11 protein-coding genes and 1 pseudogene are annotated in these 12,518 nt (G+C 66.2%); 5 read left to right on the top strand and 7 right to left on the bottom strand.

The genetic code is table 11. The features are described from left to right. The first annotated feature begins 162 nt into the window (after positions 1-162). Both txtE and HW837_RS18890 read left to right on the top strand, forming a co-directional pair. On the top strand, positions 163-1,383 hold the full coding sequence (txtE, locus tag HW837_RS18895) for a 4-nitrotryptophan synthase (RefSeq protein ID WP_010352784.1): 1,221 nt from the start codon (positions 163-165) through the stop codon (positions 1,381-1,383). Positions 1,384-1,446: 63 nt separating this feature from the next. Beyond that, positions 1,447-2,619 carry a nitric oxide synthase oxygenase gene (locus tag HW837_RS18890; protein ID WP_013000941.1) on the top strand — a complete coding sequence of 391 codons (1,173 nt, stop codon included), beginning with the start codon at positions 1,447-1,449 and terminating at the stop codon, positions 2,617-2,619. A 333-nt stretch (positions 2,620-2,952) separates the two neighbouring features. Here HW837_RS18890 and HW837_RS18885 read toward each other — a convergent pair. The 4 genes and pseudogenes from HW837_RS18885 to HW837_RS18870 form a co-directional block, all read right to left on the bottom strand. Next, positions 2,953-3,404 (bottom strand): annotated as a pseudogene (locus tag HW837_RS18885) (hypothetical protein). Continuing rightward, a complete protein-coding gene (locus tag HW837_RS18880) occupies positions 3,386-3,670 on the bottom strand; it encodes a hypothetical protein (RefSeq protein ID WP_010352781.1) in 285 nt (94 codons plus the stop codon). The pseudogene HW837_RS18885 and the gene HW837_RS18880 overlap by 19 nt, the downstream one beginning before the upstream one ends. Positions 3,671-4,080: 410 nt before the next feature. Beyond that, a complete protein-coding gene (locus tag HW837_RS48710; protein ID WP_013000944.1) occupies positions 4,081-5,304 on the bottom strand; it encodes a tyrosine-type recombinase/integrase in 1,224 nt (407 codons plus the stop codon). 60 nt (positions 5,305-5,364) lie between these two features. Beyond that, positions 5,365-5,547 carry a helix-turn-helix domain-containing protein gene (locus tag HW837_RS18870; protein WP_013000945.1) on the bottom strand — a complete coding sequence of 61 codons (183 nt, stop codon included), beginning with the start codon at positions 5,545-5,547 and terminating at the stop codon, positions 5,365-5,367. A gap of 1,258 nt (positions 5,548-6,805) precedes the next feature. Between HW837_RS18870 and cutA the strand changes: the two genes are divergently transcribed. Continuing rightward, complete coding sequence (gene cutA / locus HW837_RS18865; protein ID WP_013000948.1) at positions 6,806-7,129, top strand: divalent-cation tolerance protein CutA; 324 nt, start codon at positions 6,806-6,808, stop codon at positions 7,127-7,129. A 58-nt stretch (positions 7,130-7,187) separates the two neighbouring features. Here the strand turns inward: cutA and HW837_RS18860 are convergent, their stop codons facing one another. The 3 genes from HW837_RS18860 to HW837_RS18850 all read right to left on the bottom strand — a co-directional run bounded on the left by HW837_RS18860 (position 7,188) and on the right by HW837_RS18850 (position 10,569). Beyond that, positions 7,188-8,429, bottom strand: a complete 1,242-nt coding sequence (locus tag HW837_RS18860) for a helix-turn-helix transcriptional regulator (RefSeq protein ID WP_013000949.1) — start codon at positions 8,427-8,429, stop codon at positions 7,188-7,190. 409 nt (positions 8,430-8,838) lie between these two features. Next, complete coding sequence (locus tag HW837_RS18855) at positions 8,839-9,762, bottom strand: SUMF1/EgtB/PvdO family nonheme iron enzyme (RefSeq protein WP_234373772.1); 924 nt, start codon at positions 9,760-9,762, stop codon at positions 8,839-8,841. Positions 9,763-9,777: 15 nt separating this feature from the next. After that, positions 9,778-10,569 (bottom strand): aminotransferase class IV family protein, encoded by a 792-nt coding sequence (locus HW837_RS18850; RefSeq protein ID WP_037729172.1) that lies wholly within the window; start codon positions 10,567-10,569, stop codon positions 9,778-9,780. A 218-nt stretch (positions 10,570-10,787) separates the two neighbouring features. Between HW837_RS18850 and HW837_RS18845 the strand changes: the two genes are divergently transcribed. Both HW837_RS18845 and HW837_RS48705 read left to right on the top strand, forming a co-directional pair. Next, positions 10,788-11,222, top strand: a complete 435-nt coding sequence (locus HW837_RS18845; protein ID WP_013000952.1) for an ATP-binding protein — start codon at positions 10,788-10,790, stop codon at positions 11,220-11,222. 487 nt (positions 11,223-11,709) lie between these two features. Further along, positions 11,710-12,375 (top strand): DUF6415 family natural product biosynthesis protein, encoded by a 666-nt coding sequence (locus HW837_RS48705; RefSeq protein WP_106437403.1) that lies wholly within the window; start codon positions 11,710-11,712, stop codon positions 12,373-12,375. Positions 12,376-12,518 lie beyond the last annotated feature (143 nt).

Here is a 12,518-nt window from a genome sequence, read left to right as displayed (position 1 = left end):
CCGTCGCCGGAGATCCCGCCCGGCGATGCCGCGCCGCCCGCCCTGTCAACACGTATGCGCCGCGACTGACAACCACGGGATCGAGGGCTCGCCTCCCATCCCGGAATTCCTGCCGCGATCCCCGGCTCCGCATCCCTTTTCGACTACCCCAAGGAAGCCCCTGTGACCGTCCCCTCGCCGCTCGCCGACCCGTCCATCGTGCCCGACCCCTACCCTGTCTACGCCGACCTGGCCCAGCGCCGCCCCGTCCACTGGGTCGAGCGCCTGAACGCCTGGGCGGTCTTGACGTACGCCGACTGCGCCGCCGGGCTGAAGGATCCCCGGCTCACCGCCGACCGGGGGACGGAAGTGCTGGCCGCGAAGTTCCCCGGACAGCCGCTGCCGCCGGACAACATCTTCCACCGCTGGACCAAGAACGTGGTGATGTACACGGACCCGCCGCTCCACGACGCGCTACGCCGGTCCGTCCGCGCAGGCTTCACCCGTGCCGCGCACCAGCACTACGACCAAGTCCTCCAGAAGGTCGCGCACGACCTGGTCGCTTCCATCCCGGCCGGTGCCACCGAGATCGACGCCGTCCCCGCCCTGGCTGCCGAACTCCCCGTACGCTCCGCCGTGCACGCCTTCGGGGTCCCCGAGGAGGACCTCGGATTCCTCATCCCGCGCGTGAATACGATCATGACGTACCACTCCGGTCCGAAGGATCAGCCGGTGACGCAGGAGATAATCCTGGAAAAGCTCACCGACCTGCACACGTACGCCTCCGAACTCCTCCAGGGCATGCGGGGCAAGGTCCTGCCGGACACCGTCATCGCCCGCCTGGCAGCCGCCCAGGACGGCCTGACCGAGACCACGCCGGAACAGACCGTGCACCAGCTGGCGCTGGTGTTCATCGCGTTGTTCGCGCCCACGACGCCGGGCTCTCTCAGCAGCGGCACGCTCGCGTTCGCCCGCAACCCGCGGCAGGTCGAACGCTTCCTGGCGGACCAGGCGTGCGTGGACAACACGGCGAACGAGGTCCTCCGCTACAACGCCTCGAACCAGTTCACCTGGCGCGTCGCGGCCAAGGACGTCGAGATGGGCGGCGTACGGATCGAGGCCGGGCAGACTCTCGCCCTGTTCCTGGGCTCGGCCAACCGGGACGCCAACATGTTCGAGCGACCGAACGACTTCGACCTCGACCGTCCCAACAGCGCTCGGCACCTGTCGTTCGGCCAAGGGGTGCACGCCTGTCTCGCCGCGCAGCTCATCTCCCTGCAGCTGAAGTGGTTCTACGTCGCCCTGCTGAACCGCTTCCCGGGCATCCGGACGGCGGGCGAGCCGATCTGGAACGAGAACCTCGAATTCCGCTCCCTTCGCTCCCTGCCGCTCAGCCTCCGCTGACGAGGTCAGCGCTCTACTCCCCTGCGAGGAATCGTGACCTCCGAAGTCGCTCTGGGCCCTTCCTTGCCCGCCCCGTCCCCGACAGCGTGCCCGGCACTGGGGCCCGATTCGTCCCTTGGCCCGGTCCCGTCGGCGGAACCGGCGACGCCGCAGTCCTGCGGCGTCGCCGATCCAAATGAGGCTGAGGAGTTCCTGCGCCAGTTCCACGCGGAGCAGTCCGATCAGCCCGTCCCGCTCGCCCGGCGCCTGGAGCAGGTCCGCGCCGCCATCGACGCCACGGGCACCTACCGGCACACCACCGCCGAGCTCGTGTACGGTGCCCGCGTCGCGTGGCGCAACTCCAGTCGCTGCATCGGCCGCCTGTACTGGAACAGCCTGCGCGTCCTGGACCGCCGGGACGCCACAGCCCCCGATGAGATCCACCGGCACTTGTGCACGCACCTGCGCCAGGCGACCAACGGCGGGCGCATCAGGCCGGTGATTTCGGTCTTCGCCCCGGACTCCCCCGGCCGGCCCGGCCCGCAGGTGTGGAACGAGCAGCTCATCCGGTACGCCGGCTACCGCCGCGACGACGGCACCGTGCTCGGTGACCCGCGCACCGCCGACCTCACCGAGGCCATCCTCCGCCTCGGCTGGCAGGGCTGCCCCCAAGGGCCGTTCGACGTCCTGCCCCTGGTCATCGACACCCCCGACGACAAACCCCGGTTCTTCGAGCTGCCGCGGGAGCTGGTCTTGGAGGTCCCTATCACCCACCCCGACGTCCCACGCCTGGCCGAACTGGGCCTGCGCTGGCACGCCGTACCCGTCATCTCCAACATGCGCCTACGCATCGGCGGGATGGACTACCCGCTCGCCCCGTTCAACGGCTGGTACATGGGCACGGAGATCGGCGCCCGCAACCTCGTCGACGAGGACCGCTACAACATGCTCCCCGCCGTCGCCGCCTGCCTCCAGCTGGACACCACCAGCGAGTCAACCCTGTGGCGCGACCGCGCCCTGGTCGAGCTCAACGTCGCCGTCCTGCACTCCTTCGAGGCCGCAGGTGTCCGGATCAGCGACCACCACGAGGAGTCCCGGCGCTTCCTCGCCCACCTGGCCAAGGAGGAACGCCAGGGCCGCACCGTATCCGCAGACTGGAGCTGGATCGTCCCCCCGCTCTCCGGCGGCATCACCCCCGTGTTCCACCGTTACTACGACAACGTCGACCAGCGCCCCAACTTCTACCCCCACCAGTGAAGTGATGAGGCGTCTACAACCCCGCCCCGCAGCATCTGCTCGACGGCCGCCAGTGCCGGCGGCTGTCGAACTCCTCCAGGAAGACGAGGTGGGAATGGCCGCAGGTGTGGCTGACGACGTCTCCCAAGGCCGGAGCCTGCGCGCCCTCACCGTGACTCGATTCGCTCTAGCAGCAGCTGGGCGGTCGCCAGCCAATCCCGTCGGCGTCGGCGTCGACGCTGGTCAGCTATGGCGCGCACTGCCTGACCAGATGCGAGTCACCGTAGCGGACCAGGGCAGATGGGCGGGCACCTGAATGCCGAACCCGGCGGCGTCGGACATGGCGCCCACTGGTCAAAGCGCAACGTCTGCAGCCTGATCGCGCTCACCAACTCCCGTACCGCCTGCAATCCACCACTCCCAGCGGCCAAGCAGCCAGCACATCGCCGGGGCCGTCAACATGACCACAGGGCGGTGCTGTCGCAGCGCGGCTTCGGCGACCGCCGCATCAATCGCGTAGGTGTGCCCGCGCAAGCCGGCATCCATCAACAGCTTCGAGGCCGCCCGCGCCTCCTCGTCGCCCACCGGGACTACGCGCAGTCCGGAAAGCACCCGGTTCAGGCAAGACATGTTCGTACGGGCGTGGACGGCCTCGATGATGGTGAGCGCGCTGATAACGACCTCCATGCCGCGCGAGCGGGCCTCGGCAACCAGAGCCACCACTTGCTCGTCGTCGGCGAGCAGCTTCGAAACCCCCCGCTGCCGAGGACCAGCGTCCCCTCGTGACTCAGCTTGCGGCGGGCCACTCGGCCTCCTCGGCGAACACCTCGTCGAAGACGTGCCGCGCCCGCTGCCGGGCTTGCTCGGAGCCCGGCTCCTTACGGTTCTCGTAGTCCGCCAGGTACTCGTCCAGCACCTGGCCGCGCAGCTCACGCTCGACCGCCGCGGCGATGTACGCGGAGAACTCCCGCTTGCCCACCCGCGCCCGGATCGCCTCGGCGGTCCCCTCCGGCAGCGACAGGTTTACCCGCGTCGCTGGCCCCTCCGCGATGCCGTACGTCGTCTCAGCCATGACCCCAAGCGTGTCAAACGAGTAGGAAAAGCGCTGCGGCCCGCGCCTGGGACTCGGCACCGGAGCCGACCGCCATCCCGGCACAACCGCAGCACGGTAGGGATGAGTAGGGGTGACGGCAGGTGACGACGGGTCAGGTTTCCTGGCACCATCCCAGCACGGAAAAAAACCAGGGGCCCGACCCCGAAGAGCCGAACCCCTATTGACCTGCATGTTTGCCAGATCAGTGACGTGGCGGTACGTCACCCGCTACACATTGAAGCGGAACGTTTGAAACACCGCTCCCACCTGCGGAAACGCGGTTTCTGGGGGGCAAAGTCAGCACAGAATCAGCACGGGAGATCAAGGTCAGCACCTACGCCGCTTCCTCGCACGTTGACCTCCTGCGGTGGCTCGGTCGGCACGTCCACCTACACCGGGCGCATGGCATCCTGCATGATCTCCCGGCAACGGTGCCAGGCGCCAGGTACGAGGTGCCCGTAGATGTCGACCGTGGTCTTGATCGACTTGTGGCCAAGCCAACGCGAGACCTCATGGATGGGGATACCGTTCGCCAGAGCAGTCGAGGCGAAGAAGTGGCGGAGGCCGTGCGGGGTGTACTTCGGCTTGCCGTCCGCCCGGACAAGGCCGGCTGCCTTGAGTGCCTTCTTGAAGTGGTACGCATAGGTCGTGGCCGTAGGCATCGTGCCCTTGCCTCGCTCGCGAGGTGCGAAGAAGACTTCCAGCTCCTTGTCCCGGCCCCCCTTGTCCGTGAATACCACCGGCACGGCGTCCCACCGCTCCGCATGGGCGACGATTTCTTCTTCTAGGAACGGCGCCGTGGGGATGTCGCGGTACTCTCCTTCCGCCCGGTGCTTCAGCGGCACAAACCGCGTCCGACAATCCCCGCGGTTCGCCTTCGAGCTGACCTGCCAGCGGACTCGTATGAAGTCGGTTCGACGACACTCCGTAGCGAAGGCGAGAGTCTCACTGATCCGGAGGCCGGCCGCTGCCTGCAAGTAGATCGTCAACCGGTACTGCGGAGAGATGTACTTCGCGACGAGATCGACCTCTTCGAGGGTCGGAATCTCATCCTCATCCACGGCGAACGAGCTCGTCCGGGGGACCTTCACGCCCGCCGCAGGGTTTTCCGCTATGCGCTTTTCGGTGACGGCCGCCTGCATCATGGCCGCTACGAACTTCATGCGGTCGTTGATGGTGGACGCGGCCATGCCCTCGCCGTTCCGGTGCAGGTCCGCGATGAACTTCTCGAAGTCCTTCTTTACGAGTCCGGCGAGCGTCTTCCGACCCAGGTGCGGAACCACGTGGTTCCGGGTGAACCCCTCGTAGTTCCGGCGCGTGCCTTCGGCGAGTATCTGAAGCCCGAGCCACTCCTTCGACCACGCTCGAAGGGTAATGTCCCCTCGCTTGGGGTCGAGGTAGACACCCATACCCTTGTCGTGTTCGACCTTCGACGCAAAGGCGTCGGCGCCATCGGGGCCGGTCTTCTTGGCGAACGTCTTCTCCCTCTGGCGGGCCGTCCGGCCGCCGGGCTCGCGGTACCTGACCGTCCAGTTGTGGCCGCAGCGGGTCTTCTCGCACGGGTAGTACTTGTTCGTCGGCTCGGTCTTGCACTTCTGGAAGACGGTGGCCATATGGCCTCCTTTCTGCATTGAAAAAGGGCATGACTCACCCGCAAGAGGAAAGGGAACGACTCAGCCGTAGTTCTCATCCAGGTAGGCCACGATGTCGCGCTCACGGAATCGCAAGAGACGTCCGACTTTCTGGGCCTTGAGACCCCAGGAGCGATACTTGTTCCGGACTGTGACTTCGCTGACCTTCAGCCATTCGGCGACTTCTTCCGGCGTCAGCAGCCGATTGCTGCCCCCGGCGGTCAAGACAGCACCTGCCCAAGTTGAAGCGCTACCGTCACGACGCCGCCTCGCCATTACCGATGGGCGCAGATTTGGTAGGCATGGAAGGTTTGACTGCCCTCCCCGGACGAAAAAGGGCAGGAGGTATCGCGGATCGGCGCATGGGGTGGATGTTCCTTGCGAGGGAGCGAACAGGGCGACAGAGCGGGTCAGTAACACCGAGAGCCCACGTCAAATCAACGCGGAAACTCCTGCGTACTTGCGGCACTCCGACTGTGTTCGCAACGGCTCCACCGCCAAGCACAGCCGCCGCGAACACCCTCAATGGTCGGCACGATCGCCGGTTTGGCTAACCGGCGATCGTGGTCTATGTTTCGCCCGGCACGGTCCAGAAGGTCAGCCGGTACGGCCAGAAACCGGAGGGTCCCGCCGTCTGTCCCGAGCACCGGAGCGCGAGTACCGCCTGCTACCGGCGGTAGCTGCGTTGCAACAAGTCCTCACTGAGCAGCCCGACCTCACTGGCCAGAGAGACAGCGCTGCGGAATGGGCGCCACAATCCTCTTGCTGATGTACGCTCCACGACCAAGTCTCCATATGGGTGAAGAGCAGTGAAAGGGGCGGATCAGAGAGTCGCATTCGAGACAGGTGGTGCTCCTTGTCCAGCGCCTCTACGAGGAAGCCGAGCAGCGCGAGATACCGGCTGGCTGCCGTAAATGTCGGCCTCCCTGCCGACTCGAAATCTCGCCTCACTCGCTGACCTGGATTTTCCAGGGTGTTGTACGTTGACATGATCCCGGAGCAGGTTCCAGTCTCTTGGAGCTCTTTCTTGTCTGCCATGGGCGAATCCGCTTGGATATACGACGTTGACCCCCCATCTACGGAAGCTCCCCGGCGGCCAGAACGCCAGCGAGGAAAGAAGTGTCTTTGAGCAGCGAATCCAGTCGTCCGCCTCGCGCACCTGCGGCGACTAACTTGATTGACAAGGGCGTTGGTGTGGGCCGTCGCCACTCACCAACGCTATGGCCTGCGACGACTACGTCGGATGGCAAGGAACTCCACGGACTTGGTTCGATGTCGGCGGACAAGGAGGCGCAGTACAAGGAGGAGACAGGGGACGGACCTCCCTCCTGGTAGCACTTGGGTCGAGGGGTGGTCCCACCCGGGCGACTCCCCGGAGGATGAGGACCCCCACGAAGCCGCAGCCTGAGCACCGTCTGGTACCTGCGCACCCACAGGGAGCCGCTGGATAGGGTCGGTTACTCCCGGCTTGAGAGGTAGTGGCATGACCGACATCGTGATTGCGCAGACGACCATCGACGACGAGGACCAGGCGAAGACGCTGGCTCGGGGCGCGGTTGAGAGCAAGCTGGCAGCGGGCGCTCACATCGACGCGCCGTTCACCGCCGTCTACTGGTGGAAAAGTGACATCGAGACGGTGCGGGAGTGGCGGATCTCGTACATGACGACCGCAGCCCGGCTTCCGGAGCTGGAGGCGTGGGTGTCAGAGAAGCACTCGTACGAGGTGCCGCAGTGGGTCACCCTTCCTGTAACAGGCGGATCGGCTGCTTACCTGTCCTGGGTCGTTGAGGAGACGACCAAGCGCTGACGCGCTGCGCGACGCGTTCGCGTCCCGGGCAAGCTCCGCGTTGCGTATGGCACGAGCCTCAGGACGCGAACTGCCTTAGGTGATCGGCAAGTTCTCGCTCGTTGTCTGGAAGCCAGGTCACGATGGATCGGGCGCGCTCCTTGCCCATCGTATTGGGCTTGGCCTGACTCGCGGCCGCAAACTGACGTGTTACGTAGACACCTTGTTCGACGTCTCCGCCGCGTAGCAGCGCGGAAGCAAGGTCACCGAGGACGACAACGCCTGCATCCGATAGGCCATCCCCGAGGCGCTCGACGGCAGTGTCGGCCGTGGCGGTCAGCTCGGATCTTCCCAGCTGTCCATAGACGGAGAGTGCCAGTGAGTCCATGCGGTAAGGGGTCACGAATCGGACCCACGCCTGCTCGCTTGTGTGATCGGCAAAGTCGTAGGCGAAACGTGCTCGTTCCAATGCACGCAGTGCCTCTGTGTCGTCGCCCAGCGCCGCAGCCTCCTCGGCCTGCCTGCCGAGCACCCAGGCAGCGGCCGTGGCGTTGCCGGGTCCTCGAACATCATGTGCTGCCTGGGAAAGGAGCCTCAACCTTTCTTTGGGCGTCGGAGCTCCGTAGCTGGCGTAGGTCAGGGCCAGGGCGCGGAGTGGCGGGTGTCCGGCGGCCGATGCACACTCCGACGTGACCTGGTAATAGGCGTCAGCCTTGTGTGCCTCCCCTAGGTCCCAGGCCACCCACCCGGCCAGGGCTGCGGTTTCTCCGGCGGCGATGGTGAGAGCCCGCTCGTGCTCGCCGGCACGGGGCAGAGCTGCCGTGATCGCGTCAAGGTGAGACTCGACCGTGCGTTGCAACTGCCTTGCGCTAAGGCTGAGTTCTTGGATGTGCAACTCAGCAGCTCGATCGACGAGTACGGCAGCGGCAGGCGCGTCGGTCTTGGAACCCTTACCGAGGGCGAGGGCCAGCCGTCCCCAGGGCTCGGCAGCCGCGCTCACGCCAAGGGCGGCGCCCCCCAGCAACGTGCGGCGCTTCACGTCCTCCTGGTCCTCCTCTTCACGGTCGTATTTCTTTCTCTTCCTGGCGCGAGCGGCCTTGGCCTCCCGCCTCAAGTCTTCGAATGAGACGCCGCAGGCCGCCGCGATCTGTTCAAGCGTGTGGTTGGTCGGGACGTTCTCAAACTGCTCGTAGCGACTGATCTCTCGACGGGTCATGGTGTCCCGGCCGGAGACAGCGTTGATGGCGGCTGCCTGCTGCTCCTGCGTCCGGCCTGCGTCCTTGCGAAGCCGGAGGAGTAGTTCGGCGAACGGATCTGCCATGAGTGTGGCCTCTGTCCGGGGGCGGAATCCAATCATGGCCTGGATTCCCCCGCCTATTTCCCCCCTTGACAAACTTTTCCCCCTCCGAATTCCCCTGGTACGGGTCCCGGACCCGCGATGCGATGGGCTCATGACGACGTTCCGCAGGGCGGCACCGCCCCCGCTCACGAGGAGGACCGTCCCCGCAGCCGGAGCTTGGCCGAGGAGAGACCGACTCTGTAACGCAGCCAGGCTGTCGGGTCGAGGCTGTCTCCTTCTTGTCCGAGGGAAGGCTCTTCCCGAGGACAGTCACGGTTCGATCGGTTCCGTACGCCCCAAGGAGGACCTGCGGGGAGAGCGCCCGTCGACATCGACGCCGACGACGAGCGCCCACTCGGGCTGGCTCACCACAGCCTCGCCAAGCGCCGAGCTACGGGGCGGCTGCGATGCAGCGGAACCCGGTGTCGTTGTCCTTCATCGTGGAGTTGGCTGCGTTCTCGAGCGCCGGCGCGGCACGCTCGAACGGGCTGCTGAACGCGGACCCCTTCAACTGGTACCGGTTCGGTCCGTCGGTTCCCGGCGTAGAGCACCACTCCCACACGTTTCCGCACAGGTCGAAAACGCCGTAGGGACTTACTCCGGACTGGTAGCGATTGACGGGTGTTGTGCCGCCGATGCCCGACTCTGCGGTATTGCACTTCGCGGCGGTGGGATCGCTGCCCCAGGGGTAAGAGCGCCCCTTCGGGCCGCGGGCCGCCTTCTCCCATTGACTGACGGTGGGCAGCGCCTTGCCCGCCCAGCGGGCGTACGCGTCAGCGTCGTGCCACGTCACCCAGACCACCGGGTGATCGTGCAGGGCGCTCGGGCAGCGCTGGCCGGTCCAGTGCTGCGGGGGGCGGTGCCCGGTGGCGCGGATGAACTGCTCGTAGTCGAGGTTGGTCGTCGGGTAGACGTCGATCCGGTACGTATCCACCCAGATCGACGCACCCTTAGAGCCGGACAGGTAGATGCCTTCCTCGATCAGCACCATGACCTTGCCGTCGACCGGATGCCTTATGGTGCGCGGGTCGCGGCGCAGGAGCTCCTCGGTTCGCTCGTCGTGCCCCACTGCGGCCTGCTCGGTGAGGAGCTGAGCGAACCGCCACTGGGCGTCGGGGGACGATGTGGAGAGCAGAGTGTCCAGCGCGGCCTGGTTGTTGGGGTGGGGCTTGATCGACTCGCCCCGCCCCTCCCAGTTCACGAGTTGCCTGGTGCTGATGCCGACCTTGGCAGCGAAGTCCTTGCCGTTCATGCGCAGCGCTTCGCGCAGCAGAGTGACTTCGCGGCCGGTCCACCGTGTGACCCCCGTTGTCACGCTCGCCCCCTACGGCTACAGGGTCTCGCCGGGGATGGACAGGTATGTCTCGCGGAGCGCGCTCAGCACGGGGTGCTCGGTAGGCAGTTCCTTGTCATCGATCACCGACAGGGCGCGAACCCCGATGCTGGTGTTCGTCGCGAAGACCGCCGCCATGCGCTTGGCCTGGTCGAGGGTGACGGGGGCGGTGCGGTGCTCGATGCCGTTGGCGTGCTTCTGCAGGAGGGCCATCGTCACACCGGGCAGGACGGGTGCCTGCGGCCACACCACTGTCCCGTTGCCGTCGATGAAGGCGACGTTCCAGGTGCCGCCCTCGCTCACGCGACCGTCGCGGCCGACGAAGAGCGCGTCGCCGAATCCCGCGCGCTGTGCTGCCCCACGGGCGTGGAGGGCACCGAAGAGACCGATGTGCTTCACCTCGGGCAGGTCGCGCTCGTACGTCACGCTCATGGCGCGCAGCGGTTCCGGGGGCAGGGCGCCGGCACTACGCACGGACACCAGGATGCGCGGCTCGTCAGCGTCGGCTGGGTGCCCCATCTCGACCTTCGGGTCGTAGATCGTGACTCGGACGACGCACGGGCCGCTCTGTCCCTCCAGGCCCCGGCGGACGTAGTCGCGAACGAGCGCGGTGTCCAGGTCCGCACCCCACACGGCTTTGCAGTCACGTACGAGCCGCTCCATGTGCAGCGCCAGGCCCCGGATGCTGCCATCACCATCGACGCGCATAGACGTGAAGTGGCCGACGTTGGTCAGGGCCAGGGGGAGCAAGTCGTCTGCGGACACAGGGTTTCCATCAAGAGTTGCCATGCCACCCAGCATGTCAGGACCGTCCGTTCCCCCGGCACCCCAATCATGGTTACTGACGAGTCAACTTCACCGCAACTTCCTTCCCTCTTTCGTACCGCACGGTGTTCGCTAGTCACTGCGCGAACACGCTTGGTGATCAATGAAACGAGGCATGTCGCGCGGCGCAATGGCGGCGCATACCGCCCGCTCCCCCGCACCGCCCACCTGGGAGGCCCTCGATGAGCCCCGCCACTGCCGTCGCGCCGGCTGCCACGAAGGCACTGCCCCAGACAGCGCGCGTCTTCGACGTGGCCTTCGCCTCCAACCCAGCATGTGCGAGGCAGGCACGCCGGATCATCCGCGCCTTCCTGGGCCTGTGGAACGTGAACGGCGAACTAGCCGAGAACATCGTGCTTGCCGTCTCCGAGCTCGTGACCAACGCCTTCGAGCACGGGACCGGTGACGTGGGACTCCGCGTCCGGTATCCCGATGACGAGTTGCGGATCGAAGTCACTGACGACAACCCAACCCCAGCCGAAATGCGCCCCGCAGGCGACGAGGACGTGTCGGGCCGTGGCTTGTTCATCGTCGCCGTTCTCGCACGGAAGTGGGGCGTCAGCAAAGACGGCAAGACGACGTGGTGCGTCTTCCACGTCCCTGCGAAGAGGTCCTGATGGCCCCAGTCACGCCTGAAGCCGCAGCAGGGCCGAGTCAGCGACACAACGCCGTGCCCCTGTTGGGTTGCTTGGCCCCCGCAAGCGCCACAGACAGCGGGACGTCCCAGGAGGTCCCGATCAAGTCCTGTGCGGCGGTACCGGCGTCTCCGAACTCCCTGAACTATGCCCGTGTAGTTCGCAGCGCCGTGTCCCTCCTGAACGAACCGCCCTTGTCGGCGAGTGGCGGCTCGAAATGCCTCGGCGGCCCTCTTTGAGGGCCGCCGAGGTGAAACCCCTATCTCCAAATACGCATCGCACCGATGGAGTTGCTTTGATGCCTCGCACCACGGTCTCGGCCCCTACGGTAGGCGGTGGGCAAGTGGACGGCGTGTCCTGGCCTGAGGGCTCACTCAGGGGACTGGGCTGTGACCTGAGGACCGTCTTAGCGACCCTCGCACTCGGACAGTCGCGTTTCGCAGTGCGGGAGATCCCCCTCCATCGCGAAGTGACCAAAGTGGTCCTCGCCGAGACTGCCCACGTCAGCGAAGACCCGGACGAGCAACACGGGCAACTTCTGCTCATGCGCGGCTACTTGATGCGACAGCTCGGAGGCGTCGTTCCCATCGATGCCAACGATCCTCCCCTGGAAGTCGATCAACTGGTCGTACGCGTGCGTGCCCTACTCGACGAGGAGATTCCCGGCGACGCCGTGCGTGCGGCGTTCCTGCACCGGCGGATGTCCGAGGTCGGGCGGGAGCTGCTAGCCGTCCTTCCTTCTGTCGACGCCTCTGACGACGTGGTCGACGGCTGGGGCAGGATTGTATTCACAGGGTTCGATTCGACACGCATTCGCGAAGCCATTCGTGCGGCGAAGTCCTGGGAACGAACGGGGATTTACCCGCATCCGCATACGCTCGCGGCGGTCACGCAAGCCCTCAGCGGCTATGTCTCCATGCTCGTCCCCTACGTCTCGATCCACTTGGAATCGCTCTCCGCCGGGAGTCGACGGTGGTCCGCATGCAGTGAGGCGATCGAGCGCTCGCAGGAGGCCCGCAACGTCACACCGGGAGAGGGGCTCAAGGCTGCGAGGGAGCACGCGTTTCGTCTGGCAGTCCACACCGAGGTCCTGCTGCGTTACGCCGAACAGGACTGCGAGCGGGACGGTGAGTGAGATGACCAGGTCCTCTCGTGCGGCGCACCCTCAGCCGCTTCACCACGCTCCAGTCTCCCCAGCGAATTCGGGCTCACCCCGGAGAGACGAACCGGCCCCAGGGCGCATTCGACGTGGCTGACAACAGGCTCGCGCGCACTGGG

This window comes from Streptomyces caniscabiei (assembly GCF_014930365.1).
Taxonomy (GTDB): Bacteria; Actinomycetota; Actinomycetes; order Streptomycetales; family Streptomycetaceae; genus Streptomyces; species Streptomyces caniscabiei.
This window is presented reverse-complemented; position numbering and strand designations above follow the sequence as displayed.